Here is a 26,152-nt window from a genome sequence, read left to right as displayed (position 1 = left end):
GGGACAGGTAAACGGGAAAGGGCGCGGCTGAACGGGAAAGGGCGCGGCGAGGGCCGGAACGAGTCGCGGTGAGGGCCGGGAGGGATCGAGGCAGGTACGGGAACGGGGCAGGCCCGCGGATGTCGGACACGCGCCGCGATCAGGACGCGGAAGCCGACGTCTCCCATGGTCCGTACGGCCTACGATGACGCCGGCGACTGGAGGAGTCATGGCCGTGGACTTGAGCAGGCGGGCCTACCGGGCCCAGCGATGGGCCGCGCGGGTGGCCCTGGTCGCCGCCGCGCTCGCGGTGGTGGTCCCGCTCCTCTACGGGAGCCTCCAGGGCCTGGTGCTGCTGCTCTGCGGCGCGGTGGGGCTCGCCCTCAGTGCCGCCGCGCTGTGGTGGACGCTCACGCTGCGGGGACCGCTGCGCTGGGTGGCCGCGCTGGTGGCCGTGTGTGTGCCCGTGGCCGTCATCGCCCTGTACGCGGCCCTCCTGTTCTGGGCTCTTCCGGTGTCACTGGCGCTGTGGGCGCTGGCTGTGTGGAGCGGGCGGTTCGCGCTGCGCGGGACGGAGAGCGAACGGCTGCGGGAACGGCAGAGGGAACGGCGGGCGCCGTCGCCCCGACGGGCGGTGCTCATCATGAATCCGCGGTCGGGTGGCGGCAAAGTGGGCCGCTACCGGCTGCGGGAGAAGGCGGAACGGCTGGGTGCCCGCGTCCTCCTGCTCGATCCGGAGAAGGAGAACGACGTGACCGCGATGGCCCGGGAGGCCGTCGCGGGCGGCGCGGATCTGCTGGGCGCCGCGGGCGGTGACGGCACGCAGGCGCTGGTCGCGGCCGTGGCCGCCGAACACGACATCCCGTTCCTGGTCATCAGCGCCGGGACCCGCAACCACTTCGCCCTGGACCTGGGCCTGGACCGCGGCGATCCGGCGGCCTGCCTGGCCGCGCTCACCGACGGGGTGGAACTGCGCGTCGATCTGGGTTTCGCCGGTGACCAGCCCTTCGTGAACAACGCGTCCTTCGGCGCGTACGCGTCGATCGTGCAGAGCCCGGCCTACCGGGACGACAAGATCGGCACCAGTCTGGAGATGCTGCCCGACCTGCTCACCGGCCAGCAGGGGGCCCGACTGGTCGCCCGTGCCGGGGACACGACGCTCGACGCGCCGCAGGCCCTACTGGTCAGCAACAACCCCTACCGCACCGACGACCCCTTCGGCCTCGGCCGGCGGGAGCGGCTCGACTCGGGCCTGCTCGGTGTCCTCGGCGTCAAGGTGGAAGGCCCGGTCGACGCCGCCGCGCTGCTGCTGGACCCCTCGCGGGGCCGGCTCACCATCCTGACCTCCCCCGAGGTCCTCATCGAGAGCGACCGCGTGGAAATCGAGGCCGGGGTCGACGGGGAGGCCCTGCTGCTGCCCGCGCCCGTCCGCTGCCGTATCGCGCCCGGCGCGCTCCGCGTCCGCGTCCCGCGCAAACGGCCCGGCGTGACCCAGGCGCCCCCGCGCCTGAACTGGCGGCGGCTGCGCAAACTGGCGGCGACGGTCGGCCGTACGGCGGCTCCGAGCCGGTTCCGGCACCATCCGGAGATCCCTGACGTCCCGGGAGGGCAGGGGCCCTTCCTCGGAAGGTAGACCCGGCGCGCACAGCAGCGGCTCCCGGCTCAGCGCACCAGCAGCTGTACGCCGCCCACCACCGTCGCCGCGATCACCAGGTGCTCGAACAGCCGCTGGTTGATCCGGCTCACGGCCCATTTCCCGAGCAGCGCGCCGGGCACGACGAACAGCACGAGCGCCGCGTCGAGCAGCAGGGATTCCGCGTCGATCAGTCCGAGACCCACGCTGAACGGCACCTTGGACGTGTTGACGATCAGGAAGAAGAACGCCGATGTCCCCAGAAAGCCCAGCTTCCTAAAGCCGGCGGAGAGCAGGTACAGGGACATCACCGGCCCGCCCGCGTTGGCGACCATGGTGGTGAAGCCGCCGAGGACGCCGTACGAGCGGGCCTTGATCCGGCCGGCCCTCGAAGGGACCTCCTCGGGTCCGCTCCGTTCGCGCGGTTCCCCTTCGCCGTCGACGGCGGCTTGCGCGGCCCGGTCCGCCGCTCGCCGCCGCCACACCGTCACTGCGGCCATCAGCAGCAGGATCGCCCCGATCGACGTCCCCACGGCCTCGTCGTCCGCCCGCATCAGGAAGAAGGTGCCGACGACGACACCGGCCGCGACCGCCGGGAACAGCCGCCACAGGGTGGGCCAGTGGGCGTGCCGCCGGTAGGTGAGGACGGCGAGCACGTCCCCGGCGATCAGGATGGGCAGCAGTACGCCGGTGGAGGCGCGGGCGGGCAGCATCGCCGCGAAGATGGCGAGGCTGACCGTGTTGGCCCCGCTGACGGCGGTCTTGGAGAAGCCCACGAGCAGGGCTGCGAAGGCGAGGGCGGCGAATTCCCAGCCGGTGAGGTGCCAGAGCGTCATCATGTCCATTGCGGAGACCGATGGTATGTCCACCCAACGGTCGCCGTAAGCACCGTCTCGTCTGTCGGCTCCCCGCACCTCGCACGGCGTTTTCTGCCGCCGCCCGCGCACGCCGTGCCGCGAACCCGAGCCCGGGGCGGGCTCGGGGCGGGCTCGGGGCGGGCTCGGGGCGGGCTCGGGTTTGTACCGGGGCAACGAGGGCACCCGCGCGTTCGCGGAGCATCCAAGGATTCGAGAAGGAGCGACACCCCATGACCGTTGTGCGGAGCACCCTGCCCGACGAGGCCCGACGGGTCGCCGGCAAGGCACTCCAGGAGACCCTGGTGGATCTCCTCGGTCTCTCACTGATCGGCAAGCAGGCCCACTGGAACATCGTGGGTCCGAGGTTCCGCTCGGTCCATCTCCAGCTGGACGAAGTGGTCTCGACCGCGCGCACCCAGGCCGACACGGTCGCGGAGCGGGCCGCGACGCTCGGCGTGCCGCCGGACGGCCGCCCGGAGACCATCGCCAAGGTCTTCGCCCTGCCCGTCCCCGAGGAGGGCCTGCTGCGCGACGCGGACGTCGTGCGGCTGATGGCGGAGGCGCTGGGGGCCGCGATCGTACGGCTGCGCGAGCGTGTCGACGCCACCGAGAAGGCGGACCCGGTCACCCAGGACCTGCTGATCTCCGTCACCGCCGATCTGGAGAAGCAGCGCTGGATGTTCGAGGCGGAGAACACCCCCACCGAGGCGTGACGGAGCCCGCCGACGGACCCCGACGCTGCCCGTCTCCCCTTGACATTCCCTCTGTCCTCCCGCCCGCGCCCGCTCCCCCAATTCCCGGGACAACGTGATCACCACGCAGGCACAATGGCCGCGACGGCCGGATCCGGTCGACGGAAAGGGCCGGAGAGGGAGGGGGACATGGGTGAGAGCCACACCCCGCCGCGCGGCTCGACGCGGCCGGCCACCTCGGTGGCGCACAACGCACGCGTGTGGAACCACCGGATCGGCGGCAAGGACACCTACGAGGTCGGCCGGCAGGCCGGCGACCGGGTCGCCTCGATCATCCCCGTCATCCGGGACATCGCCCGCGCGAACCGGGAGTTCCTGGAGCGGGCCGTCACGTACCCGGCCGGTGAGCGTGGTGTGCGGCAGTTCCTCGACGTCGGCACCGACTGTGTCGAAGCCGACGTGCACGACTCGGACGCCATACTCGAACGGGCCCCCGGCACCCTCGGCTTCGACCGCCCGGTCGCGGTGATGACGCCGGACACCCTCACCTTCGTCCTCGACACCGAGGTGGGCGGCGAGGACCGGATCTCCGCGATGGAGTTCTGGAACGAGAACGGCGCTCCCCCGATCACGGCCCGCGGTGCCGAGGACATCTCCGTGTTACTCGAAGGGCTGAACCCGGTCGAACCCTGGCCGGTGTCCTGCTCACAGGGGCACGCTCTGGCCGGCTCGCCCCGGTGGTACCGCAGTACGGCACGGTGGCCGTGAAGCCCTGACGCGTCCCGGACCCCCGATCTCCGCCGGCCCGGCCGAACCCGTCGTGGAGGACAACACCACCGCGGAGCGGCCATCCTCGTCAGCTCGAACCGTCGAAAGTATGATCAAGCAATGTCTGACACGACCGAAACCACGCCGGGATGGCTGTCCTCCGACGAACTGGAGATGACACGTGCCCGCATGCCGATCCTGTACGTCGAGTCCGTCCCCGTACGTGTCGACGAGAGCGGCGAAGTCACCAGCGTAGGCCTGCTGCTGCGCATCGGACCGGACGGCACGGTCAGCCGGACGCTGGTCTCCGGCCGGGTGCTGCACCACGAGCGCATCCGGGACGCCCTGCTGCGTCACCTGGAGAAGGACCTCGGTCCGGTGGCGCTGCCCCATGTCCCGGCGTCGCTCCAGCCGTTCACGGTCGCCGAGTACTTCCCCACGCACGGGGTCACGCCGTACCACGACCCGCGTCAGCACGCGGTGTCCCTCGCCTACATCGTGCCGGTGACGGGTGACTGCCGGCCCCGGCAGGACGCCCTCGACCTGGTGTGGTTCAGCCCGCAGGAGGCGCTGTCGGAGGCGGTGCAGAGCGAGATGCCGGGCGGGCACGGGGTACTGCTGAGGCAGGCCCTGGCACACGCCGGCTGCCTGAGCTGACGCGGCGCAGGGGGCGCGCATCCGCCGTACGGCAAAGGTCACGCCCCCTGCCGTTCGCCGGCCCCGTGTCCCTTCACAGCCGGGTCAGACGGCACGCCAGATGTTGTCGAAGGCCGCCGTCTCGACGGCCCGCCGTTGCCGCACACCGGCCAGTTCGACGACGGCTTCGTTGACCGCGGCCAGCACGGTCACGACCCGGTCGTCACCGAGCTCCGTGAGATCGTCCCGGCCCTCGGAGCCGTCGCCCGGGTCGCTGTCACCCGGGTCGCTGTCACCCGGGTCGCCGTCGTACCGGGCGTCGACGCCCGCGGCGGCGGCGAGGGCGGTGAGCACGGGTTCGTGCGCCGCCCAGCGGTCGTTCGCATGGCGGCGCGCCGGTGAGTCGGCCAGTGCCGCCGGGTCGATGCTCAGCGTCGGCTTCCGGGCGCGCCAACGGGCGGCAGCCGAACCCGTGGTCTCCAACTCCGCGAGATACGCGGCCCCCAGGTCGCGGCCCCGGCGCCACAGCCAGTCCTCGACCGGCTCGTGAGGCTCCTGCCGGACCAGCGAGGACGCGGCCTGCCGCAGCAGGGGATCGTCGACGACCGACTCCGCGGCAGCCCCTTCCGTCCGCTCTGTGCCCGGCACCACCCGGTCTCCGTCGAGGTCGGCGGCCCCGGCGTCGATGAGGTCGATCAGCTCCGCTCCCGCGAGTGCCAGCGACAGATCGCCCTGTTCGACGGACGTACCGGAACGTGTGTCGATGACGGCGACGAGCAGGTCGTGCGCTGTGGTCATGAGCGGCTCCACATCAGGAGGGGCGGCGGCGAACGAACGGTAACGGGTCTCGTCAGCAGCGCACCCGTTGCCCCCAGAACGACGAAGGCCGTCCCGTCGTTCCCGCTGCCCCACCGAGGACCGGGGCGCGCGGGGGCACAAGGAGCAAAGGAAGCAGGGGCGCTTCAGTCGCGTGTGAGGTCAGACAGGGGCCGGGCCGACCGGTTGGCGGAGAATGGTGCGCAGTCGGCCCGGTTGCGTCCTGCGGGCATCGGAGAGGTAGATCTCGTGGTGATGCCCGCGGGGGACCAGTTTCTCGGCGGGCATGAACTCCTCGTGCATCCTCGCGATCGTGGGGGCCTCCTCGTCGTACGGTCCGACGTGAAGGATCTGCACGCACTGCCCCTCGGTGCGGTCCTCGAACCTCACGCGGTGCCCGGCGCTGAGGTCCTTCGTCCTCCTTACCCGGTCCCTCGCCTCGTCCACCAGGGCGGAGCCGACCCAGCCCGGCTGAACGATCATGAGCGTCCAGTTCCACTCGTCATGGTCACGAGTCGTGAAGACGCTGAGGTCGTCCGCGGTCCACAGCCCTTCCAGCGGGCCGACGGTGTGGGTCCGAGCCAGTTCCTTCTTGGCGATCGCACGCACGGCGTAGGCGGTCGTGTACAGAGCCTCGACCACCGCGCGGTAGTCGGCCGACGTGTTGGGATCGCCACGGCCGTCCACCATCAGGAAGCCCATGCGCGGCACATCGACGATCTCGAACCGGTCGCGCCTGGCCGAGTAGAGGTCTCGGCGCTCCTTCTTGATGTCATAGTTCTGCACCCGGCGGACTGTAGACCGTCGTCCTGCCCGTCGCCCACCGACGCCGGTGAGGGCCCCTGGCCCTCACCGGATCCCTGAAAACGGTCAAGGGGTGGTTTCGGATTTCTCCGAAACCACCCCTTGATCCGCGACTTCGTTAAGTCGGGACGACAGGATTTGAACCTGCGACCCCTTGACCCCCAGTCAAGTGCGCTACCAAGCTGCGCCACGTCCCGTTGCCCGTCTGACCTGGTGATTTCCCGGCGTCGACGTGCACGGAAACAATACCGCACCCAGGGCGGTGATCGCGCACCCCTTTGTCCGGGGCCACGGGGGCGGCCCTTGACCTCAAGTTCGGTTGAGGTCGCACGATCGCCATATGACGATCACCGAGGACCACACCCGCAGGACGACGGCTGCGTACGGCTACGCGGATCTGCCCGCGCTGATGAGCAGGATGACCGGCGACGAGAAGCACGGGCCGGCGGCGACCTCCACCCTGGACGTGCTGTGGGTGCTCTACGACCGGGTCCTGCGTGTCTCGCCGGCGCGGAGGGACGACCGGGAGCGGGACAGGTTCCTGCTGTCGAAGGGGCACGGGCCGATGGCGTACTACGCCGTACTGGCCGCCAAGGGCTTCCTTCCGGTGGAGTGGCTGACCGGGTTCGGCTCGTACGACTCGCCGCTCGGCCATCACCCCGACCGGACGCTGGTGCCAGGCGCCGAGATCGGCAGCGGATCGCTGGGGCACGGGTTGCCGATCGCGGTCGGAACGGCGCTGGGGCTGCGCGCGCAGGGCCTCGACGGGCCGGCTGTGTGGGCGCTGATCGGGGACGCCGAGCTGGACGAGGGCAGCAACCACGAGGCGATCGCGTTCGCCGGTCCGACGGGGCTGGAACGGCTGCACACCGTCGTCGTGGACAACTCCTCCGCCACTCACGCCCGGCCCGGTGGGATCGCCGCACGCTTCGAGGCGGCGGGCTGGTCCGCGCTCACGGTCGACGGCCGTGACCACGAGGCGCTGCACACCGCGTTCACCGCGCCGCATCCGGGGCGGCCGCACGTGGTGGTGGCCCGGGTCGAGCCGAAGTACGCGTGAATCTTCCCTCTCCTGCTGCTTCTTCCTGCTGCTTCTTCCTGCTTCCCCTTCTGAAAGGGCCCTCTCCCGTGGAAACCATGCGTGACCGGTTCGCTCCCGTCGTCACCCGGCTGCTGGACGAGGACCCCCGGGTCGCCGTCGTCCTCGCCGAGATCGGAACGGACACCTTCACCGATGCCGTCCGCCGGCATCCGGACCGGGTCGTCAACGTCGGCATCCGGGAACAGCTCCTGGTGGGGGCCGCCGCCGGAATGGCACTCACCGGTCTGCGGCCCGTCGTGCACACGTTCGCCAGCTTCCTCGTCGAGCGCCCGTTCGAGCAGGTCAAACTGGACCTCGGTCATCAGGACGCGGGGGCGGTGCTGGTGAGCGCCGCCGCCTCCTTCGACTGGCCGGCCGGCGGCTACACGCACATGGCGCCGGGCGACGTGGCACTGCTGGACACCCTGGACGGCTGGACCGTGCACGTGCCGGGGCATCCGGACGAGGCCGAGACGCTGCTGCGGCACGCGGTGGCCGCCGGGGACGACAAGGTGTACGTGCGGCTGTCCCTGCAGGCCAACACGCGCCCGCTGCCGGTGGACGGCGAGCGATTCCGCACCGTCCGCGAGGGCCGCGCGGGCGTGGTGGTCGCTGTCGGTCCCGTGCTGGACGCGGTACTCACGGCCACGGAGGGGCTCGACGTCACCGTCCTGTACGCCACCACGGTCCGGCCCTTCGACGCGGCCGCCCTGCGCCGGGCCACCGAGGCCGCCGGGACGGATGTCGTCCTGGTCGAACCGTATCTGGCGGGTACGTCGGTGGCGGCGGCGAACGACGCGTTGGCCGCTGTGCCGCACCGGGTGCTGGGGCTGGGTGTGGGCCGGCGGGAGCTGCGACGGTACGGGCGGCTCGAGGAGCATGTCGCCGCGCACGGTCTCGACGCCCGCTCGCTGCGGGAACGCATCGGAGCGTTCACGGCAGCCGGAGTCCCCTCCGGCTCCGGCCGCCGTCCACGGTCCCGGATCGTGCCCTGACCCACTGGCAAGGCCCCGGAGGTCAGGCCCCGGTCGGCCGGCCGAGCCGGGGATACGCTTCGAGCAGCCGGGGCGGGGCCGCCTGACGCCAGGAGTCGGCGAGGATGTCGCGCAGCTCGTCCTCGTCCTCCAGGGCGGCGAGGCGGACCCGGACCCAGGCGAACTGCGCCTCGTGGCCCGCGATCCAGAACTTCTCCGGCTCGGCGAGGGCCAGTTCGTCGCGCTCCTCCTTGGGACAGCGCACGGCGATGGACGTCTCGTCCTCGGGCAGGGTGACGAACATCTTCCCCGCCACCCGGAACGTGGGCATGCTCCAGGCCACTTTCTCCGTCGTGTCCGGCAGGGACAGTGCGATCCGTCGTATGTCTTCGGCATCCGGCATGGCAGGCACCGTAGCGGCTGTCACTGACAATCACCTGGTGGCAGGGGCGAAGATCCACCCCGGGCTTCCTCGCCGCTCCGCATGCCCGTCACATGCCGCTCGGCGCCCCGCTCTTCTTCGACCCCTGAGCGTCAGCCCTACCCGGCGCCCTTCGCTTCTGGCCCTGCTTCGGGCCCTACGCCTCGTCGGCGGCCTCGCCGAGTGCGTCCAGGACCGGGCGGATCAGCGGATGTTCCTCGGCTCCCCTGCGTACGGCGGCGAAGACCCGGCGGGTCGGCGCGACACCGTCGACCGGGCGGACGACCACGCCGGTCAGGTCCATGCCGCGCAGCGCCGAACGGGGAACCAGCGCGACACCCACGTCCGCCGAGGCCAGGGCCACCACCGCGCGGAAGTCGTCCGAGGAGTGCTCGAGCAGGGGTTGGAATCCGGCGTTCTCACAGGCCAGGATGACGACATCATGGCAGGGGTTGCCGGGGTACGGGCCGATCCACGGGTCCTTGGCCAGCTCGGCGAGTGGCACCTCCACGGTGTCGGCCAGCCGGTGGGTGACGGGGACGACCGCGTCGAAGGGCTCCGCGTACAGCGGTACGTGGGACAGGCGGGGATCGTCGGCGGGCGGCGCCCCGCGGTATTCGACGGCCACGGCGACGTCGACCTGCCGGTCCAGCAGCATCGGCAGGCTGGCGTCGCCCTCGGCGTCCTGGACCCGGATGCGGATGCCGGGTGCCGTCGCGGCGAGGCGGACCACCGCGGGGACGACGACCTGGGCGATCCCGGTCGCGAAGGAGGCGACGGTGACGGTGCCGGCCGCGCCCGCACCGTACGCGGCGAGTTCGGCCGCGGCCCGCTCCAGCTGGGCGAGGACCACGTTGGTGTGGCCGAGCAGGATCTCACCGGCCGGGGTCAGCCGTACGCCCTTGGCGCCGCGCTCCACCAGCCGGTGGCCGGTTTCCTGCTCCAGCGCGGCGAGCTGCTGGGACACCGCCGACGGGGTGAGGTACAGCGCGGCGGCCGCCGCCGTGACCGTGCGGTGGTCGGCCACCGCACGAAGGATGTGGAGCCGCCGTGCCTCGATCATGGAGCCGATTCTCTCAAACGCCGCCGCGTGCCCCGCCCGGGCGACCCGCGCGGGCAGGGCACGCGGGCAGGGCACATCAGGCCCTGCTCAGGCGTCGAGCTCCGCCCGTGCCGCCACGAAGGCGTCCACCGCGCGGTGCACGTCCTCGGTGGAGTGCGCGGCGGACAGCTGGACGCGGATCCGGGCCTGTCCCTCGGGCACCACGGGGTAGGAGAAGCCGATCACGTACACACCGCGCTCCAGCAGCAGTTCCGCGAGACGTCCAGCGCGGGACGCGTCGCCGATCATCACCGGGGCGATGGGGTGGTCGCCGGGGAGGATGTCGAAGCCCTCCTCGGTCATCCGGCGGCGGAACAGGGCGGTGTTCTCTCCCAGCCGGACCCGCAGGTCGTCGGCGGACTCCAGCAGGTCGAGGACCTTCAGCGAGGCCGCGGCGATCACCGGGGCGAGCGTGTTCGAGAACAGGTACGGCCGGGAGCGCTGGCGCAGCAGGGCGACGATCTCCGCGCGGGCGGCGACATAGCCGCCGGAGGCACCGCCGAGCGCCTTGCCGAGGGTGCCGGTGAGGATGTCGACGCGGTCCATGACCCCGTGCAGTTCCGGTGTGCCGCGCCCGCCGGTTCCGACGAAGCCCACGGCGTGCGAGTCGTCGACCATGACCATGGCGCCGTGGCGGTCGGCGAGGTCGCAGATCTCGGCCAGCGGTGCGACATGGCCGTCCATGGAGAAGACGCCGTCGGTGACGATCAGCGTGCGCCGCGCCCCTCCCTCGGCGGCCTCCTTCAGCTGGCGTTCCAGGTCGGCCATGTCGCGGTTGGCGTAGCGGAAGCGCCGGGCCTTGGACAGCCGGATGCCGTCGATGATCGACGCGTGGTTCAGCGAGTCGGAGATCACCGCGTCCTGTGCGCCGAGCAGCGTCTCGAACACGCCGCCGTTGGCGTCGAAGCAGGACGAGTAGAGGATCGTGTCCTCCTGGCCGAGGAACGCCGACAGCCGCGCCTCCAGCTCCTTGTGCACCTCCTGCGTACCGCAGATGAAGCGCACCGAGGCCATGCCGTAGCCCCAGCGGTCGAGGGCCTCGTGGGCGGCGGCGAGCACTTCGGGGTGGTCGGCGAGGCCGAGGTAGTTGTTGGCGCAGAAGTTGAGGACCTCACCGGGCCGGCCGCCCGCGGTGACGTTCACGGTGGCGGACTGCGGGGTGCCGATCACGCGCTCGGGCTTGTGCAGTCCGGCGGCGCGGATCTCGTCGAGGGTGGTGCGGAGGTCGTCGCGCACGGAATCGAACATGGAGAAGCTCCTGAAGGTGCTCGCGGAAGAGAGAGGGGGGCCGAGGGAATGGTGGCGAGGGTGTCGGGAAGGGCGCCGAGGCGGGTACCGAGGAGGGCTATGTCGTCCAGTCGAGGATGATCTTCCCGCTGCGACCGCTCGCCGCGTCCTCGAAGGCCGCTTCGAAGTCGCGGTGGGAGTACCGGCCGGTGATCACGGGGGCGAGGTCCAGGCCGCCCTCGAGGAGCACCGACATGGCATACCAGGTCTCGAACATCTCACGGCCGTAGATGCCCTTGAGGGTGATCATCGAGGTGACGATCCGGGACCAGTCGACCGGGAACTCCTCGGCCGGCAGGCCGAGCATCGCGATCCGGCCGCCGTGGGTCATGTTGGCGATCATGTCGCGCAGTGCCTCGGGGCGGCCGGACATCTCGAGACCGATGTCGAAGCCCTCGCGCAGGCCGAGGATGTGCTGCCCGTCGGCGATCGCCGAGTCCCGCACATTCAGCGCCAGGCTCACGCCGATCTTGCGGGCGAGCTCCAGACGCTCCTCACTGACGTCGGTGATCATGACATGGCGGGCGCCGGCGTGCCGGGCCACCGCGGCGGCCATCAGGCCGATCGGTCCGGCGCCGGTGATCAGGACGTCCTCGCCCACGAGCGGGAAGGACAGGGCGGTGTGCACGGCGTTGCCGAACGGGTCGAAGATCGCGGCGACGTCGAGGTCGACGGGGACGCGGTGCACCCAGACGTTGGCCGCGGGCAGGGTGACGTACTCGGCGAACGCGCCGTCGCGGCCGACGCCGAGGCCGACGGTGGCACGGCACAGGTGCCGGCGTCCGGCCTGACAGTTGCGGCACTTGCCGCACACCAGGTGGCCCTCGCCGCTGACCCGGTCACCGGTCTTGATCTCGCTGACGTCCCGGCCCGTCCCGACGACCTCGCCGACGAACTCGTGCCCGACGATCAGCGGAGTGCTGATCGTCTGCCTGGCCCAGCCGTCCCAGGCTCGGATGTGCAGGTCGGTGCCGCAGATACCGGTGCGCAGCACCTTGATGAGCACGTCACCGGGGCCGACGGCCGGCTCCGGGACGTCCGCGAGCCACAGCCCGGGTTCGGCCTTGTCCTTGACGAGCGCCTTCAACGCCACGGCTCCTCGGGGTGAGTCCCGGCTCCGGGCATGCCGGAGCAGCCCTGACCGGGAGCGGGGTGGGATCGCACTGCAATCTGCCGTACGACACCCTCACCGGTCCATCGAGGATTTCTTAAGCACGGCCACAGCTTTCCTTCACGCCTCACCCCATCGGCGGCAGCACACCGTGTCCACGGGTTCAGAACGGCAGTCCGTCGCTCTCCCCGCGTTCGATCCGTACGACGAGATCCATGGCCTGGTCCTTGATGGCCACGAGCCCTTGCTGCCCCCAGGCCCGCGGCCGGGTGTCGGAGACGGACACGGTGCCCAGCACCATGCCGGTGCTGTCGATGAGCGGGGCACCCAGATAGGAGCGCACCCCGAACTCGTCCACGACCGGGTTGCCCGCGAACCGGGGATAGTCGCTCACGTCCCCCAGGACCAGCGCCTTGCGGCGGGCCACCACATGGGGGCAGAAGCCGTGGTCGCGGGGCAGCAACCGGCCCAGCAGTGCGCCGGTGCCGTCGCCGCGGACGAAGGGCGCGACCGCCGGTGTGTGCAGACCGGCGAAGAACTGCCCCTCCTGCCCCAGGAAGTTGACCATGGCGTACGCCGCCCCCGTGAGTTCGGAGAGGCCGTACGCGAAGGCGTCGAGTGCGGGCTCGGGGCGCTCGCCCAGTCCCAGTCGGCGCAGCCGCTCGGTGCGGGCCGGGGCCTCCTTGTCATCGGGGGTGAGCAGCAGACGACCGGCCGGACGCGGCGGGTCGTAGCTCATGGGCGGGCTCCCTGGATGTGGGCACATGTCATATACGGGCTCCGTGTTGGTGTGTGGGGATCTCACATGTGGGCGCCGTACCCCGTCGCGGTGGCCGGGGCGTGGGCGATGAGGTGGCGGACCAGGGTCAGCAGGGTCTGGACGCCCGAGCTGGAGATCCGGGCGTCGCAGCACACGACGGGGATCTCGTCCGGCAGATCCAGGGCGGCGCGTACCTCCTGGGGGTCGTAGCGGAAGGCGCCGTCGAACTCGTTGACGGCGATGATGAAGCCGAGGCCGCGTTGCTCGAAGAAGTCGACGGCGGCGAAGCACTCCTCCAGACGCCGGGTGTCGGCGATGATGACCGCGCCCAGGGCGCCCTCGCAGAGTTCGTCCCACATGAACCAGAACCGTTCCTGGCCCGGTGTGCCGAACAGGTACAAAACATGTTGCTGGTCCAGGGTGATGCGGCCGAAATCCATCGCCACGGTCGTCTCGACCTTGTTCTCGATGCCGTCGAGCCGGTCGGTGGCGGCGCTGACCGTGGTGAGCAGTTCCTCCGTGCTGAGCGGCGCGATCTCGCTGACCGCGCCGACGAAGGTGGTCTTGCCCACGCCGAACCCGCCCGCCACGAGGATCTTGAGCGCGGTGGGGAACACGTCGGCGCCGGCGCCGTGGTCAGAGCTGTCGTCGTAGTCCATCGAGCACTGCCTCCAGAAGGGCCCGGTCCGTCGGGTTGTGGTCGAACACGGGGGGTTTGGTGGTGAGGCCTCCGCTGTCGACGAGGTCCGCCAGCAGCACCTTGGTGACGGCCAGCGGCAGCTTGAGGTGGGCGGCCACCTCGGCGACCGGCAGCGGCGCGCGGCACAGTTCGAGTGCCTGCGCGTGCTCGGGGCCGAGGTAGCCGAAGGGGGTGGCCCCGGTGGCCATCACCTGTGACATCAGGTCGAGTTCGACAGTGGGGCGGGTGCGGCCGTCGTTGACGGTGAAGGGACGCACCAGGCGCCCGGCCGCGTCGTCCAGCCAGGGGCCGTCACCGGCCGCCGCCACGTTCAAGGCCTCATCGCCGGCGGTTCGACGGCGGGCTGCCGGGGGGCGGTCGCCAGGTACGGCCGGACGCTCTTGACCAGCATGGCCATCTCGTAGCCGAGCACCGCCGCGTCGGCCTCGCGGCCGGCCAGCACCGCGAGGCAGGTGCCGGAGCCGGCGGTGGAGACGAACAGCAGCATCGAGTCGAGTTCGACGACGACCTGGCGTACGTCGCCGCCCGCGCCGAAACGGACGCCGGCGCTGCGGCCGAGGGAGTAGAGGCCGGAGGCCAGGGCCGCCATGTGGTCGGCGCTGTCCGCGTCGAGGCCGTGCACGGACTTCACCAGTCCGTCGCAGGAGAGCAGTACGGCGCTGGAGGTGTGCGGCACCCGTTGCACGAGGCCGCTCATCAGCCAGTCGAGATCGGAAACGTGGGCGGTCGGCGCATCGCTCGCCATGGTGGATCGACTCCTTGGGGTACGAAGGTCTGGGGGAGCGCTGGGGGCGGGGACGGGCGGGGAGGTGGCCCGGTAGGAGGTGGAGGGTGCGGGCGTGCTCATCCGGCGGGTGCGCTCCCGTCGTGCCGTGCGGTGGGGTGGTCGGTGCGGGGCGCGGGTAGGCCGTCGTGGCCGCCGCGCGCCTCCTGGGGTGCCGTATGCGGGGGACGTGCGTCGGCGGTGTGGGGCTCCACCGTGGGGGACTCCATCGCGTGAGCCTTGATCGTGCGGTGCGGGTCCATGAGGTGGGCATCCGCATAGTCCGCATAGTCCGCATAGTCCGCATAGTGGGTATCCACTGGGTGGGCATCCACGGGGTGGGCGGCCGTGGGACGGGCGGTGGGACCGGGGGGATCGTCCAGGGGGGACGACGGCAGCATGGACACGGACGCCATGTGGCCCCCTGCCATGTGGTCGCCCACCATGTGGTCGTCGACCATGTCACCACGGCCTGTGTCGACACGCCTTATCTCGATACACCCCATGGCGCCTTGCCTCGTGTCGTCGGGGGCCAGGCCGTCACGGTCCGGGTCGTCGCCGCCCATGTGGCCCGTTTCCATGTCCTGTTGGGTTTCGGCGAGGCCGACGCCCCGCCGGAAGGCCGCCATCAGATGGGGGTCGTGCCCGACGACGTGCTCGGTGTCCTGACGCGGCGTGGGACCGTCGCGGAGCTGGGGCACCAAGTGTTCCTGGGCGCGGCGGCGGGGCAGTTGAGGCCTGCCCATGGTGCCGCGCACGGTGGGGCTGCGTGGGGTGAGGGGGGCGGTTCCGATCCCGCTCTCCTCGAGGGTCTGCCGGTCGTCCGGGGTGACGCCTGGCACCGCCTCGGCCGGATTGGGCCGCACCGCGCGGGCACCCCGCAGCGGCAGGGGCGGCGCCACGCGGCCGGGGCTCGTCGGGGCCGGGGCGTCGGCCTGATCGTGACGCCGCGCTGGCGGTACGACGGGGGGCGACGCCGGGGGGAAGGACGTCCCGCTCCCGGGCCCAGGCAGCGAGCCGGGGCCGGTCTGCTGTGCGAGTCCTGTCCCCGCATCGGGTCCCGTCCGCATATCGGGTCGGGTCTGCGGGCCGGGGCCGGCGTACGGCTCGGTGCCTGCCTGCGGCTCTTGCGGCCACGGTCCGTGCCCGGGCCCGGCGGGACCGGGCAGCGGGGCGCTCCCGGGCGCGGGTACGGCATGGACGGGCCGGCGCGGCGGCCCGCCGCCGTCCCCCGGTCCCGCGTTGCCCTCGGCCGGCCGGCCCACGCCCGGTCCCGAGGACCACTGCTCGGCACCGAGCAGTGCCTGCGGCACCACGAGCACGGCCTGGACTCCGCCGTAGATGTTGTTCTGGAGCCGGACTTGAATGCCGTGCCGCCGCGCGAGCTGCGAGACCACGTACAGGCCGATGCGCCCGTCGGCCAGGAGGCTGGCGACATTGACCTGGTCCGGGTCGGCGAGCAGGGCGTTCATCCGTTCCTGCTCGTCCACGGGCATGCCGAGCCCGCGGTCCTCGACCTCGACGGCGAGCCCGGAGGTGACGAGTCCGGCGCGCAGCAGCACCTGGGTGTGCGGCGCGGAGTACAGCGTGGCGTTCTCGACGAGTTCGGCGAGCAGGTGGATGACGTCGGCGACGGCGTGCCCGCGCAGGGTGCCGTCGATCGGCGGCACCAGCTTGACCCGTGAGTACTGCTCGACCTCGGCGATGGCCGAGCGCAGCACTTCGGTCATGGAGACCGGGTTGCTCCACTGCCGCCGGGAGACGGCCCCGCCGAGCACGGCGAGGTTCTCGGCGTGGCGGCGGATGCGGGTGGCGAGATGGTCGACGTGGAAGAGGCCCTTGAGCAGGTCCGGGTCCTCGATCTCGTTCTCCATCTCGTCGAGGATGGAGATCTCGCGGTGCACCAGGGACTGCAGACGCCGGGCCAGGTTGACGAACACCTCGAGCTTCTGCTCGCTGCCCGCCCGGCTGGAGAGCTGGGACGCCTGGACGACGGCGGTGACGGCGCTGTCATGGGCCCGGGACAGGTCGGCGGCGAGCCGGTCGAAGTCGTCGGCGTCCTTGGGCGTCCCGCCCGGTTGGGTGCGCGGTGGCGGGCCGTCGCCACGGCGCAGGGTGTCCACGAGGGCGCGCAGGTCGGCCTCGCGCCGAGCCGTGCTCCGGCGCAGGCTCTCGACGCGGTCGTGCACGGACCGGGCCGCACGGTCGGCGGCCACGGCGGCGATGACGATGCCGGCGAGGGTCACCGACACCGCGCCGCCGAGCACGCCCCACAGGGGCGCGCCCGGCCGTACTCCGGTGGAGCGGACGAGGAACAGCACGGCGGCGCCGGCGCTGAGGGCGACCGCCACGGGTGGCAGGACGGCGAGCCGCAGCAACTGGGGCCGTATCTGTGCCTCGGGGTGCGTGGGGGCGGGCCGGGCGGGCGGGCGTCCGTGCCGTCCGCCCTCCCGCCGGTCAGTACGGGAGGGCGGACCGGCGGAAGGGCGGAGATCGGGCATGGGTGTCCTCGAACTGGTCCGTCGGTCCTGGGTGCCGGGGGAACGCGTGGGGCCGCGGCCGCCGGGCGCATGGGACCGGTTCCGCGCCCCGCGCGGCTCGCCGCCGCGCGGGGCGGGCGGACGCCCGTTGCCGGCACCGGCGCGTGGGTCGACCGGCGGCTCGCCCGGGGCAGCCGCGGCCGCCTGTGACCCGCTGGACATGCCCGGCACACCGGTCACGCCCGAGGCGCCGACCGGGCCCGAGCGGCGGGGTGTGTCACCCCGTCCTCTCCCTCGTCCGCCTTCTGCCTGCACGTACCGGTCCCCGCTCCCTGATCCGATCCGATGGGGGCGACCCCGTGGCGCGATACGCCGAGCGACGGGTGTCGTCATGGTGTCGCCGTACCGGTCGGGGGCGCCTCGGAAGACCGAGGGCGTCGGCCATGCGTCACCCGACCGACACTCACCGTAGTCACCACCGCATCACGTGCGGTGGTCAGTTGACAAACTCACACGGACAGCGTCCCGCTCTGGTATGAGGCTTCGTACGACAGACCGATAAACCCGTCACTTATTCGTCAAAAAACGGTCGCCACTCGATCTGACCTGGTCAGAGATGCCCATCGGGAAACATCGAGGGCCGGGGAGCTCAAAGCTCCCCGGCCCTCGATGTTTCCGCTCGACCGCCCTACGGAAGGGTCCCTCGAAAACCCTCCACGCCCTGCACACCCCTCATAGAAATATCACTCAACGTAGCGATCAAGGCCAAGGCTCATTCCTCCCCCACCAGGTCCAGGCCCTCGCGGGAGGAGTCCGTGACGGGAGCGGGCAGGGGCCACTTGTGGCTCGGGACGTAACCCACGCCCCGCCACCACGGTTCGGCCGGCAGCTCCCCGGCGGGCTCGAACGGCAGGCCCGGAACGGGGAAGGCGGCGGGCTGCCCGACCGCCTCGGCCGCAGCCACCGTCCACTCGCCGGGCTCCGCCCACGGGTGCGGTGCCAGGTTGAAGGTGCCCCAGTGGATCGGCAGGAAGACCCCGTCCGGCCGTCCCTGCTGGAGGTCGAGGTGGGCCTGGAGACCCTCTGCGGGATTCATGTGGATCTCCGGCCAGGAGCCGGGTCCCGGAATCGGGTCCGGCTGCCCCTTGGGCCAGAAGTCCGAGTACGCGCCGATCTGGATCATCGTCGCGTCGAAGGGGCCGTGGGCGGTGCCGATGTCCTTGAAACCGTCGAAGTAGCCGGTGTCGCCACTGTGGTAGACGCGGTGCTCCTCGCCCGCGACGACCCATGAGGCCCACAGGGTGTGCTGGGTGTTGCGCAGGCCCCGGCCGCAGAAGTGGCGGGCCGGGGTGGCGGTGAGGGTGAGTCCGCCGACCCCGGTCGTCTCGTGCCAGTCCAGTTCGCGCAGCCGGTCGGCGGACACGCCCCAGTGCTCGAGATGGGCACCCACGCCGAGCGGCACGGCGAACAGCGTGTCCGTGCCGGCGAGCGCCTTGATGGTGGGCAGGTCCAGATGGTCGTAGTGGTCGTGCGAGATCACGACGACGTCGACCGGACCGAGCGCGGCCAGCGGCAGGGGTGCCGGGTGCAGCCGCTTCGGACCGGCGAAGGGGAACGGGGAGCAGCGCTCGCCCCACACGGGGTCGAACAGCACCCGTCGCCCGTCGATCTCCACGAGCACGCTGGAGTGGCCCATCCAGGTCAGGCGCAGTCCGGAGACAGGCGGGCGGGCCAGGTCGGCAAGGGTGGTGGCGTGCACCGGCAGGGCGCCGTGCGGGGCACGGCGGGACCGGGTGTCCTTGTCGAAGTAGGTCTTCGCAAGGTCCCGGGACGAGCCCGGGGGCCGGAGCCGAGTGGGGCCTTTGGGGTTCTGGAACACGCCGTCCCGGTAGTGCGGGGACCTGCGGATACGCGCCATGCGCTCACCGGTGGGGTCCGCGCCGAAGGCCGCGGGCCGTAGCGCACGGAGCCCGGAGCTCTGGGAACGGGTACCGGCCACAATGCCTCCAAACGGAGTCAGTCAGATATTCCATTATGTGTGGCCGGCCCGGCCTCGAGACGCCTCACCGACCGGAAAGCGCCCCGGAGCCGTGCCCGTGCCCCTCGCTTCTCGGCGAAGGAAAAGCCGGTGGCCGTCCTCTTCGCCCACGCGCCCGAGGCCGATCCCGCGCGGCTGCGCAAGCCGCGCGGTGGTACGCCCCCACGGGATGGCGGCTGTGGATCGAGAGGTGGGCGACGACGCTCACCCCGCTCGTCGGGGGCGTGGCCGTGAGCGAGTTCCGGTGTCCAAAGCCCGCCGGCCCAGGAAGCCGGGGCCGGAACAGGAAGAGCCGTCCGGGCGGGCCCGCTGTACTCGGGAACACGGACGCCCCGGGCGCGGGACCGTGCCCGCGCGCGCTCCCTTCCCCGCTCTCCCCGCCTCGTCCCCTCCCACCCGCGTCATGCCCCCCGCGTCATGCCACCGAGGCGATGCGCTCCTTGATGTCGTCCGGGGACAGCGCGCCCTTCGCCGTCACGTGGTCCCCCGACGACTCCCCGCGCAGCCTGCGCCCCATCCACGGCACCAGGTACTCGCGCGCCCAGTGGACGTTGTCCCGCCGGACGTCGAGGCTGCCGCGCGGCGGCAGCGGGGGCCAGGCCTGCTCCGGGTCGGCCGGGACGTCCAGGCCGAGAGCCTGTCCCGCGCGGAGCGCCACGCGTGTGTGCCCCTCGGGCGACAGGTGCAGCCGGTCGGTGTCCCAGGCCCTGCGGTCCTGGATGCTCCTGAGGGACCAGAGGTCGAGCACCGGACAGCCGTACCGGTCGGCGACGGCCCGCACATGCCCGTTGTAGGTGGCGATCTTGCCGCGCAGATGCCTGAGCAGGGGTACGCCACGGGTGTCGAACCCGGTCGTCACCAGAACCGTGCCGGAGACCGCCGTGAGCGCGGCGATCGCCCGCTCGAAACGCTCGGCCACCTCGTCCGGGTCGCTGCCGGGGCGCAGGATGTCGTTGCCGCCCGCACAGAAAGAAACCAGTGCGGGGGCCAGTTCGACGGCCCGCGGAAGCTGGTCGGCCATGATCTGGTCGAGCAGTTTTCCGCGCACCGCGAGATTTGCGTACCGGAAGTCGCCTTCGGGACGCCGGTCGGCGAGAAGCACCGCAAATCGGTCGGCCCAGCCGACGAATGCCCCGCCGGGGCCGGGGTCACCGACGCCCTCGGTGAAGCTGTCCCCCACCGCCACGTACGACCCGATCACTGCCTTGCTGTCATTCTTCGAATCGTCTGCCACACCCGGACATGATTCACCTTCGAATGTGACCTACGCGACCGTAGGAAGGCATTGACGGGCGGTGAGATAAGCCACTCGCGAAGTGTGGGCCAATTCGGAATAGCCCTCCGCGCGGGGACGTTGAGCGGCGAGCAACGTGACGCACGGAACATCCCCGGCGCTCCCGGAACTCCACCCCGCCGAATCCGCCGAGCCCACCGAACGCGCCAACGCGCCGAAGGCCGGACCCGGGGATCGGGGGTCCGGCCTTCGGCGCGTCAGGCAGGTTGCCTCGGGGGTCAGCCGATGGAGACGCCCTTGCCGCGGAGGTAGGAGACCGGGTCCAGGTCCGAGCCGTAGTCCGGCGTGGCGCGGATCTCGAAGTGCAGGTGCGGGCCGGTCGAGTTGCCGGTGGAGCCCGAGAGGCCGACCTGCTGGCCACCGCTCACGGCCTGGCCGGCCGAGACGGACAGCGAGGACAGGTGGGCGTACTGGGCGTAGCGGCCGTCGTTCAGCTTGATGACGACCTGGTTGCCGTACGAGCCGGCCCAGCCGGCGGAGACGACGGTGCCCGCGCCCACGGCCTTCAGGGAGGTGCCGGTCGGAATGGCGAAGTCGACACCGGTGTGGTAGCCGCTGGACCACATGCTGCCGGCCACCTTGTAGGCGGTGCCGAGACCGCTGCCGGGTACCGGCGAGCTGTAGCCGGAGGCGGTCGCGGCCTGGTTCGCGGTCGTCGAGCCGGAGGAGGACTTCGGCGCGGACTGCTCGGAGGCCTCGCCGGCCGTCGACGAATTCGAGGCGGAGGACGGAGCCGAGGGAGCGGCCGGAGCGGACGAAGAGGGCGCCTCGGAAGAGGAGGACTTCTTCGGCGCGCCGGTCGCGGCGGCCTTGCCGTCGACCGAGAGCTTCAGACCGGGGTGGATGAGCGACGGGTCGTCGCCCACGGTCTCGCGGTTGTCGGAGTAGAGCTGCTTCCAGCCGCCGTCGACGTTCTCGGACTCGGCGATCTTCGCCAGGTAGTCGCCGCCCTTCACGATGTACGTGCGGGTGTCGCCGTTCCTGTCGCCGTCGACCTTCACGCCGTCAGACGTCTTGCCGGCGACGGAATACGACTGGACGGCCTTTTCCGGGGCGGCCTGCGGAGTGGCGGCGTTCGCTCCCGTGGCACCGAGAAGCGGCAGGGCGAGTACGGCGCCACCGGTTCCGGCGACGGCGATGGAACGGGTGAGACGCGAAACGCTGGGACGACGGTGCTTACCCTTTGCGGGCATGACGAATTCCTCTCCGGCGCCTACGAGGTGAGCTGTCGGGTGCGGGCTGGAGATGCCCGGCCGCGTCGAAAACGCGACTTGACCCCAAGCCGTTCCGGAGACCGGAACAGGCAGTCGTACCTGTGGGTCCCCCGCTCCTGCCATACGCGGATCAGAGTGTGAAGGCTCCGGACAGCGGCAGGATTAGGCGTCCGTCCGGATCGATGGCGAACGTAGGCGACCGAGACGCAAAGGGACAAGCCCGATCTTCCGAGCGAAGGCGTTGTTTAGTGATCCATTGACCTGAAAACCGTCACTCGGAGTCGCCCCGAATTTTCGGCACCCCCCGAATCCCCTTGCGCAATACTGGAATTACGTGAACATGGCGACAACGCATCGTCACCTCTATGACGATGCTCACCACCCCATCCCCATCTCCCCGCCTATCGGAGCAAATTACGACTAAACCCCCCAAACGGACAGAACGACCCAATAAGGTAAATATGGATGGCTCGACCGGTCGGCCGCGGGTCCGGCGCGGATCCGTCCACGCCGGCGGCTCCACCGGGACAGTCCCGTCTCCACTCCGACGGCCCCGTCACCAACTCATTGCCCCTGTCAGGCATGTCGTATCGTCGGGTGACACCCGCCGACGCCGCCGCGTCGGCGGCGCAGAGTGGGAGAGGGGCCCCCGTGACGCAGCAGATCCCGTCGACCGAACCCGAGCTCACCGGGGTGCGCAATTTCCGTGATGTGGGAGGCCTGCCGACCGTCGACGGCCACCGGGTGCGGCACGGGGTGCTGTTCCGCAGCGGCCATCTCGCGCACGCCACCGAGGAGGACGCCGCCTTCCTGTCCTCCCTGGGACTGCACACCGTCTTCGACTTCCGTAACGCGGCCGACCACAAGCTGGACGGGCGGGACATCGAACTGCCCGGCGTGCGCAATGTGAATCTGCCGCTGAGCGACCCGGCCGACGGCGCCGAGTTCTGGAGGATGGTCCGCGACGGGGACCTGGACCAGCTCCGCTCGGTCCTCGCCGGCGACAAGGGGGCGAAGCGGATGATCGCCTCGTACCGCGTGACGGTGAGGCAACGCACCGCCGAGCACTCCCGGGTGCTGCTCTCGCTCGCCGAGGAGTGTGTGCCCGCGCTGATGCACTGCGCGGCGGGCAAGGACCGCGCGGGTCTGTCGGTGGCGGTGACACTGCTCGCGCTGGGCGTGGAACGGGACGCGATCTTCGACGACTACCTGAAGTCCAGCGCCGCGCACCGCCGCTACAAGGTGCGCCGCAGCGGCACCCCCGCCTCGGCCTACTCCCCCGAGGTCATGGAGCTGCTCGACCCCCTGTTCGACGCCCGCGCCGAGTATCTGTCGGCCGCGCTGGAGACGATCGAGGAGACCTGGGGCGGCGTGGACCCCTACCTCGAGCAGGCACTCGGACTCACCCCCGAGAACCGGGAGCGGCTGCGCGAGCGCATGCTGGACTGAGTGATCCCCCGGTCGAGCGGACGCTCGACCGGGGGATCACGGAGTCGCTCGGCTCCTGCCGTGTCCGTCCGGGGACTACTGCTTCGCGCCCAGCTCGAACAGCAGATAGATGAAGCCCGCGAAGAGGTGCCCCACCACCACGTAGACGAACAGCCTCACCCACAGGGCGCGGGGAAACTTCTCCTCCAGGTCTTTCATGACAGATCTCCTTGGGTGGGGCCCAGGCACAGGGCGGCCGTGGGACTCTGCAGCAGGGTGTGGACGAACAGCAGCTCGACCCCGTCGGGGTCCTCGGCGGCGATACGGTGCGGGGTCAGCGAGTCGAAGTGCGCGCTGTCACCCGGGGCGAGGCGGTGCAGGGCGTCCCCGAGGCGCAGCCGCAGCCGCCCCTTGAGGACGTACAGCCACTCCTCGCCCGGATGGACCCGCACGATGTCGCCCTGGGCCCCGTACGGGACCTGGACCCGCAGGGCCTGCATCCCGCGCCCGGGGGAACCGGCCTGCCGGTACGTCCAGCCGCCCGCGGAGGTCGGCTCCATGTCGCCGGCGCGCGTCACCGCCTCGCGGACGGCGGCCGTCTCGCCGAGCAGTTCGGAAACCGTCGTACCGTAGATACGGGCGAGGGAGAGCAGCATCGGCAGCGAGGGCTGGCGCTGTCCGGTCTCCAGCCGGGAGAGATGAGCGGGGGAGAGTCCCGCCTCGCGGGCGGCGGCCTCCAGCGTCAGGGAGGCCCGGCGCCTCAGGGCGCGCAGTTGCGGGGCGACCGCGGGGAGCGCGGCGGCCGGTCCGGCCGCCGGCTCGGCCTCGGGGGAACTCATGGCTCCATTCAGCCGTACTTTTGCCTGTGAGGCAAATCCCTTGCCTCACAGGCAAAAAGTGCCTGACCTGCGGAACATCACGGTCTCACCGGTCGGCGACCGCCTGTTTCACCAGTGTCCTGCCGAACTCCCACACCAGACCGCCGTCATGGGCGTCGTCCATGACCGCGGTGAAGGCATCCACGAACCGGTCCACCTCCTGCTCGCCGATGATCAGCGGCGGGATCAGCTTGATCACCTCCAGGTGGTCGCCGGAGACCTGGGTGAGGATCCTGTGCTTCTGCAGCAGCGGGACGACGACCATCTGCGCGAAGAGTCCCTTCCGCGCGGCCTGCAGCATGGCCCAGCGACCGCGCAGCTTCAGAGACCGCGGCCGGCCGAACTCGATGCCGATCATCAGGCCCCGGCCACGGACGTCGGCGAGCAGCTCGTACGTGTCGACGAGGGCCGCGAGCCGGGACCGCAGCAGCTCCCCGGTAGTCCGGACGTTCGCGACGATCTGCTCGTTCTCCATCACCGCCAGCACCGCGAGGCCGGCGGCCATGGCCTGGGCGTTGCCCCCGAAGCTGGCCGAGTGCACCAGCACCCGGTCCATCGACGAGTAGACCTTGCGGAAGATCCAGTCCTTGCCGAGCGTGGCCCCCACCGGCACATAGCCGCCGGAGAGCGCCTTGGCCACGCACACCAGGTCCGGTTCGACCCCTTCCTCGTGCTGGTAGGCGTAGAAGTCGCCGGTCCGTCCGAGGCCGGTCTGCACCTCGTCGGCGATCAGCAGTGCCTTGTGCCGGTGCAGCAGTTCCTGGGCGGCGCGCAGATAGCCGGGCGGGGCCGCGTGCACACCCTTGCCCTGGATGGGTTCCACGATGAGGGCGGCGACGTCGCCCTTGGCCAGCTCCCTCTCCAGCGCGTCCACATCACCCAGGGCTACGGCCGTGTCGGGCAGCAGCGGGGCGAATCCGTCCCGGAAGCCGGACTCGCCGTTGACGGACAGGGAGCCGATGGTCAGCCCGTGGAAAGCGTGCGTGCAGTACAGGACGCGGGACCTGCCGGTGGCGCGGCGGGCGAACTTCAGCGCGGTCTCGACCGCCTCCGTGCCGCTGTTGCCGAAGAACACCCGGTCCAGATGAGGGCTGTGGGTGAGTAGTTCCTCGGCCAGCAGTCCGGGCAGCGGCGGGCAGTCGAAGCGGGTGAGATCGGCGAGTGAGGCGTCGAGGACGTCGTGCAGCGCCTTGCGGACCACGGGGTGGTGGCGCCCCAGGCCCATCACCCCGAATCCGGCGAGCATGTCCAGGTGGTCGTTGCCGTCCGCGTCCCAGAAGTGGGCGCCCTCGGCGCGTTCGTAGACCTTGTCGAAGCCGATGGTGTGCAGCATGCGCGGGAGCTGGTGGTTGAGGTGTCTGGTGTGCAGCTCGTAGCGTTCGGCTCCGCGCTCGGCCAGCAGCGCGCCGAGGTCGAAGTCCCCGGCCCGAGAGGGCTCCGGGGCGGACTCCGCGGTGGTCATGACTGTTGCTCCCGTTGTTTCTCGGACGGCTCGCCAGGGGACTGCCGCTCCTGCCCCACGGCCCGGCTCGCGCCGATCCGGCCGGCGATCTCGACGGGTGTCAGGCCGGTGTCCGCCGGCACCTCCTCGCGCCTGGCGTGCGCGAGGAACTGCTCCGGAATGCCGAACCGCCGTACCGGTACATCGACATCCGCGTCGCCCAGCGCCGACGCCACGGCCGAACCCACGCCCGGCGCAAGGCTGTTGTCCTCGACGACGGCCGCGAGCCGGTGCCGCGCGGACAGTCCGACGAGTTCGGGGACGACGGGTTTGACCCAGCGCGGGTCGACCACGGTGCACCCGATGCCGCGTGCCTCGAGCAGTTCGGCGGCCTGGAGGCAGACGGGCGCCATGACGCCGACCGACACCAGCAGCACCTCGGGATCGTCGGCGCGGTGCAGCACGTCCGTGCCGCCGATCTGGTCGAGCGCCGGGACGGCCGGGCCCACGGACTCCTTGGGGAACCGCAGCGGCGTCGGAGCGTCGTCGACGGCGACCGCCTCCCGCAACCGGGCACGCAGCTGGTCGACGTCGCGTGGTGCGGCGATGCGCAGACCGGGCACGACCTGAAGCACCGACAGGTCCCCCATGCCGCTGTACGCAGGCCCGTCGACGCCGGTGACACCGACCCGTTCCGGGAACTCCCCGGTCTCTTCGGACAGTTCACCGAGTCGCGCCTCGGACAGCGCCTTCAGGTCGCGTGGTTGCCCGAGGCTCTCCAGTATCGTCACGTTCGGCCTCCTGTCGGTCCGTGCCTCGTCTCAACCCACCGTCACTGCCGGCTTTCCGGTGCCGGCCGGGGCGCCGGAGCCGGCGCCCTCCTGTCCCGTCCGCTCGGTTTCCATCTGTTCGGCGATCTTCATGGCTTCCTCGATGAGGGTCTCCACGATCTTCGACTCCGGGACGGTCTTGATGACCTCGCCCTTCACGAAGAT

Annotated in this window: 24 protein-coding genes, 1 tRNA gene, 2 pseudogenes and 1 riboswitch; of the genes and pseudogenes, 7 read left to right on the top strand and 20 right to left on the bottom strand. The window is 71.2% G+C overall.

Features of this window, described 5'->3' with window-relative positions; all coding sequences use genetic code 11:
* Positions 1-208 precede the first annotated feature (208 nt).
* Positions 209-1,612, top strand: a complete 1,404-nt coding sequence (locus ACFYQA_RS29050) for a diacylglycerol/lipid kinase family protein (protein ID WP_388923883.1) — start codon at positions 209-211, stop codon at positions 1,610-1,612.
* A 29-nt stretch (positions 1,613-1,641) separates the two neighbouring features.
* On the opposite strand, the gene ACFYQA_RS29045 is transcribed toward ACFYQA_RS29050, so the two are convergent.
* Entirely contained in the window at positions 1,642-2,457 is an 816-nt protein-coding gene (locus ACFYQA_RS29045) for a sulfite exporter TauE/SafE family protein (RefSeq protein ID WP_388924007.1), read from the bottom strand.
* 242 nt (positions 2,458-2,699) lie between these two features.
* Here ACFYQA_RS29045 and ACFYQA_RS29040 point away from each other — a divergent pair, with 242 nt between their 5' ends.
* The 3 genes and pseudogenes from ACFYQA_RS29040 to ACFYQA_RS29030 all read left to right on the top strand — a co-directional run bounded on the left by ACFYQA_RS29040 (position 2,700) and on the right by ACFYQA_RS29030 (position 4,586).
* Positions 2,700-3,182, top strand: coding sequence for a Dps family protein (locus tag ACFYQA_RS29040; RefSeq protein ID WP_388923880.1), 483 nt, complete (start codon positions 2,700-2,702; stop codon positions 3,180-3,182).
* Positions 3,183-3,350: 168 nt separating this feature from the next.
* Positions 3,351-3,937: pseudogene (locus ACFYQA_RS29035) on the top strand (SAM-dependent methyltransferase).
* A gap of 112 nt (positions 3,938-4,049) precedes the next feature.
* Positions 4,050-4,586 (top strand): NUDIX hydrolase family protein, encoded by a 537-nt coding sequence (locus ACFYQA_RS29030; protein WP_386392885.1) that lies wholly within the window; start codon positions 4,050-4,052, stop codon positions 4,584-4,586.
* An 84-nt stretch (positions 4,587-4,670) separates the two neighbouring features.
* Here ACFYQA_RS29030 and ACFYQA_RS29025 read toward each other — a convergent pair whose 3' ends face one another.
* The 3 genes from ACFYQA_RS29025 to ACFYQA_RS29015 all read right to left on the bottom strand — a co-directional run bounded on the left by ACFYQA_RS29025 (position 4,671) and on the right by ACFYQA_RS29015 (position 6,382).
* A complete protein-coding gene (locus tag ACFYQA_RS29025; protein WP_388923877.1) occupies positions 4,671-5,363 on the bottom strand; it encodes a GPP34 family phosphoprotein in 693 nt (230 codons plus the stop codon).
* Positions 5,364-5,543: 180 nt separating this feature from the next.
* Complete coding sequence (locus tag ACFYQA_RS29020) at positions 5,544-6,167, bottom strand: GyrI-like domain-containing protein (RefSeq protein WP_388923875.1); 624 nt, start codon at positions 6,165-6,167, stop codon at positions 5,544-5,546.
* Between the two features lie 141 nt (positions 6,168-6,308).
* Positions 6,309-6,382, bottom strand: a tRNA-Pro gene (locus ACFYQA_RS29015).
* Between the two features lie 143 nt (positions 6,383-6,525).
* On the opposite strand from ACFYQA_RS29015, the gene ACFYQA_RS29010 reads away from it, so the two are divergent.
* Complete coding sequence (locus ACFYQA_RS29010) at positions 6,526-7,245, top strand: transketolase (RefSeq protein ID WP_388923872.1); 720 nt, start codon at positions 6,526-6,528, stop codon at positions 7,243-7,245.
* Between the two features lie 68 nt (positions 7,246-7,313).
* Positions 7,314-8,261, top strand: coding sequence for a transketolase family protein (locus ACFYQA_RS29005; RefSeq protein WP_388923869.1), 948 nt, complete (start codon positions 7,314-7,316; stop codon positions 8,259-8,261).
* A gap of 22 nt (positions 8,262-8,283) precedes the next feature.
* Here the strand turns inward: ACFYQA_RS29005 and ACFYQA_RS29000 are convergent, their stop codons facing one another.
* From ACFYQA_RS29000 to ACFYQA_RS28945, 12 genes are all read right to left on the bottom strand, one after another.
* Positions 8,284-8,643 (bottom strand): MmcQ/YjbR family DNA-binding protein, encoded by a 360-nt coding sequence (locus ACFYQA_RS29000; RefSeq protein ID WP_388923866.1) that lies wholly within the window; start codon positions 8,641-8,643, stop codon positions 8,284-8,286.
* A gap of 175 nt (positions 8,644-8,818) precedes the next feature.
* A complete protein-coding gene (locus ACFYQA_RS28995) occupies positions 8,819-9,724 on the bottom strand; it encodes a LysR family transcriptional regulator (protein WP_388923863.1) in 906 nt (301 codons plus the stop codon).
* A gap of 87 nt (positions 9,725-9,811) precedes the next feature.
* Positions 9,812-11,011, bottom strand: a complete 1,200-nt coding sequence (locus tag ACFYQA_RS28990; RefSeq protein ID WP_388923860.1) for a glycine C-acetyltransferase — start codon at positions 11,009-11,011, stop codon at positions 9,812-9,814.
* 97 nt (positions 11,012-11,108) lie between these two features.
* Complete coding sequence (gene tdh, locus ACFYQA_RS28985; protein ID WP_386392926.1) at positions 11,109-12,137, bottom strand: L-threonine 3-dehydrogenase; 1,029 nt, start codon at positions 12,135-12,137, stop codon at positions 11,109-11,111.
* A 187-nt stretch (positions 12,138-12,324) separates the two neighbouring features.
* Positions 12,325-12,900 (bottom strand): GAF domain-containing protein, encoded by a 576-nt coding sequence (locus ACFYQA_RS28980; RefSeq protein ID WP_388923857.1) that lies wholly within the window; start codon positions 12,898-12,900, stop codon positions 12,325-12,327.
* 62 nt (positions 12,901-12,962) lie between these two features.
* A complete protein-coding gene (locus ACFYQA_RS28975; RefSeq protein WP_388923854.1) occupies positions 12,963-13,580 on the bottom strand; it encodes an ATP/GTP-binding protein in 618 nt (205 codons plus the stop codon).
* Positions 13,558-13,929 (bottom strand): DUF742 domain-containing protein, encoded by a 372-nt coding sequence (locus ACFYQA_RS28970; protein WP_332433092.1) that lies wholly within the window; start codon positions 13,927-13,929, stop codon positions 13,558-13,560. Before ACFYQA_RS28970 ends, ACFYQA_RS28975 begins: the two co-directional genes overlap by 23 nt.
* Positions 13,930-13,931: 2 nt before the next feature.
* A complete protein-coding gene (locus ACFYQA_RS28965) occupies positions 13,932-14,366 on the bottom strand; it encodes a roadblock/LC7 domain-containing protein (RefSeq protein ID WP_332432067.1) in 435 nt (144 codons plus the stop codon).
* A gap of 98 nt (positions 14,367-14,464) precedes the next feature.
* Positions 14,465-16,885 carry an ATP-binding protein gene (locus tag ACFYQA_RS28960; RefSeq protein ID WP_388923849.1) on the bottom strand — a complete coding sequence of 807 codons (2,421 nt, stop codon included), beginning with the start codon at positions 16,883-16,885 and terminating at the stop codon, positions 14,465-14,467.
* Between the two features lie 751 nt (positions 16,886-17,636).
* Positions 17,637-18,863 (bottom strand): MBL fold metallo-hydrolase, encoded by a 1,227-nt coding sequence (locus tag ACFYQA_RS28955; protein ID WP_388923846.1) that lies wholly within the window; start codon positions 18,861-18,863, stop codon positions 17,637-17,639.
* Between the two features lie 454 nt (positions 18,864-19,317).
* Positions 19,318-20,103, bottom strand: a complete 786-nt coding sequence (locus tag ACFYQA_RS28950) for an SGNH/GDSL hydrolase family protein (protein WP_388924002.1) — start codon at positions 20,101-20,103, stop codon at positions 19,318-19,320.
* Between the two features lie 311 nt (positions 20,104-20,414).
* Positions 20,415-21,389, bottom strand: coding sequence for a peptidoglycan DD-metalloendopeptidase family protein (locus tag ACFYQA_RS28945; RefSeq protein WP_388923843.1), 975 nt, complete (start codon positions 21,387-21,389; stop codon positions 20,415-20,417).
* Positions 21,390-21,393: 4 nt separating this feature from the next.
* Positions 21,394-21,556: riboswitch (cyclic di-AMP (ydaO/yuaA leader) on the bottom strand.
* Positions 21,557-22,061: 505 nt separating this feature from the next.
* Here ACFYQA_RS28945 and ACFYQA_RS28940 point away from each other — a divergent pair.
* Positions 22,062-22,859, top strand: a complete 798-nt coding sequence (locus tag ACFYQA_RS28940) for a tyrosine-protein phosphatase (protein WP_388923840.1) — start codon at positions 22,062-22,064, stop codon at positions 22,857-22,859.
* Between the two features lie 75 nt (positions 22,860-22,934).
* Here ACFYQA_RS28940 and ACFYQA_RS28935 read toward each other — a convergent pair whose 3' ends face one another.
* From ACFYQA_RS28935 to ACFYQA_RS28920, 4 genes and pseudogenes are all read right to left on the bottom strand, one after another.
* The gene (locus ACFYQA_RS28935; protein ID WP_055595265.1) at positions 22,935-23,057 is read right to left on the bottom strand and encodes a DUF6126 family protein; all 123 of its coding nucleotides are present in this window, start codon (positions 23,055-23,057) and stop codon (positions 22,935-22,937) included.
* Entirely contained in the window at positions 23,054-23,677 is a 624-nt protein-coding gene (locus tag ACFYQA_RS28930) for a helix-turn-helix domain-containing protein (protein WP_388923837.1), read from the bottom strand. Before ACFYQA_RS28930 ends, ACFYQA_RS28935 begins: the two co-directional genes overlap by 4 nt.
* Positions 23,678-23,762: 85 nt before the next feature.
* On the bottom strand, positions 23,763-25,178 hold the full coding sequence (locus ACFYQA_RS28925) for an aspartate aminotransferase family protein (protein ID WP_388923834.1): 1,416 nt from the start codon (positions 25,176-25,178) through the stop codon (positions 23,763-23,765).
* Positions 25,175-25,852, bottom strand: a pseudogene (locus ACFYQA_RS28920) (transketolase C-terminal domain-containing protein); the annotation flags it as partial. The gene ACFYQA_RS28925 and the pseudogene ACFYQA_RS28920, both read right to left, overlap by 4 nt.
* Positions 25,853-26,152: the final 300 nt, after the last annotated feature.

It is taken from the genome of Streptomyces sp. NPDC005774, from assembly GCF_042871645.1.
In the GTDB taxonomy this organism is placed as follows: domain Bacteria; phylum Actinomycetota; class Actinomycetes; order Streptomycetales; family Streptomycetaceae; genus Streptomyces; species Streptomyces pratens.
Note: the sequence above shows the minus strand (reverse complement) of the source record. Positions and strands in the feature narration are given on the sequence as shown.

Excerpts from the sequence above, each read along its gene's own strand:
- ACFYQA_RS28975 (WP_388923854.1), bottom strand. The coding sequence starts at position 13,580 with ATGGACTACGACGACAGCTCTGACCACGGCGCCGGCGCCGACGTGTTC.
- ACFYQA_RS28945 (WP_388923843.1), bottom strand. The coding sequence starts at position 21,389 with ATGCCCGCAAAGGGTAAGCACCGTCGTCCCAGCGTTTCGCGTCTCACC.
- ACFYQA_RS29010 (WP_388923872.1), top strand. The coding sequence starts at position 6,526 with ATGACGATCACCGAGGACCACACCCGCAGGACGACGGCTGCGTACGGC.
- ACFYQA_RS28935 (WP_055595265.1), bottom strand. The coding sequence starts at position 23,057 with ATGAAAGACCTGGAGGAGAAGTTTCCCCGCGCCCTGTGGGTGAGGCTG.
- ACFYQA_RS29040 (WP_388923880.1), top strand. The coding sequence starts at position 2,700 with ATGACCGTTGTGCGGAGCACCCTGCCCGACGAGGCCCGACGGGTCGCC.
- ACFYQA_RS28960 (WP_388923849.1), bottom strand. The coding sequence starts at position 16,885 with ATGCCCGATCTCCGCCCTTCCGCCGGTCCGCCCTCCCGTACTGACCGG.
- ACFYQA_RS28930 (WP_388923837.1), bottom strand. The coding sequence starts at position 23,677 with ATGAGTTCCCCCGAGGCCGAGCCGGCGGCCGGACCGGCCGCCGCGCTC.
- ACFYQA_RS28965 (WP_332432067.1), bottom strand. The coding sequence starts at position 14,366 with ATGGCGAGCGATGCGCCGACCGCCCACGTTTCCGATCTCGACTGGCTG.
- ACFYQA_RS29025 (WP_388923877.1), bottom strand. The coding sequence starts at position 5,363 with ATGACCACAGCGCACGACCTGCTCGTCGCCGTCATCGACACACGTTCC.
- ACFYQA_RS29050 (WP_388923883.1), top strand. The coding sequence starts at position 209 with ATGGCCGTGGACTTGAGCAGGCGGGCCTACCGGGCCCAGCGATGGGCC.
- ACFYQA_RS29000 (WP_388923866.1), bottom strand. The coding sequence starts at position 8,643 with ATGCCGGATGCCGAAGACATACGACGGATCGCACTGTCCCTGCCGGAC.
- ACFYQA_RS29045 (WP_388924007.1), bottom strand. The coding sequence starts at position 2,457 with ATGGACATGATGACGCTCTGGCACCTCACCGGCTGGGAATTCGCCGCC.
- ACFYQA_RS28925 (WP_388923834.1), bottom strand. The coding sequence starts at position 25,178 with ATGACCACCGCGGAGTCCGCCCCGGAGCCCTCTCGGGCCGGGGACTTC.
- ACFYQA_RS28990 (WP_388923860.1), bottom strand. The coding sequence starts at position 11,011 with ATGTTCGATTCCGTGCGCGACGACCTCCGCACCACCCTCGACGAGATC.
- ACFYQA_RS29030 (WP_386392885.1), top strand. The coding sequence starts at position 4,050 with ATGTCTGACACGACCGAAACCACGCCGGGATGGCTGTCCTCCGACGAA.
- ACFYQA_RS28995 (WP_388923863.1), bottom strand. The coding sequence starts at position 9,724 with ATGATCGAGGCACGGCGGCTCCACATCCTTCGTGCGGTGGCCGACCAC.
- ACFYQA_RS28980 (WP_388923857.1), bottom strand. The coding sequence starts at position 12,900 with ATGAGCTACGACCCGCCGCGTCCGGCCGGTCGTCTGCTGCTCACCCCC.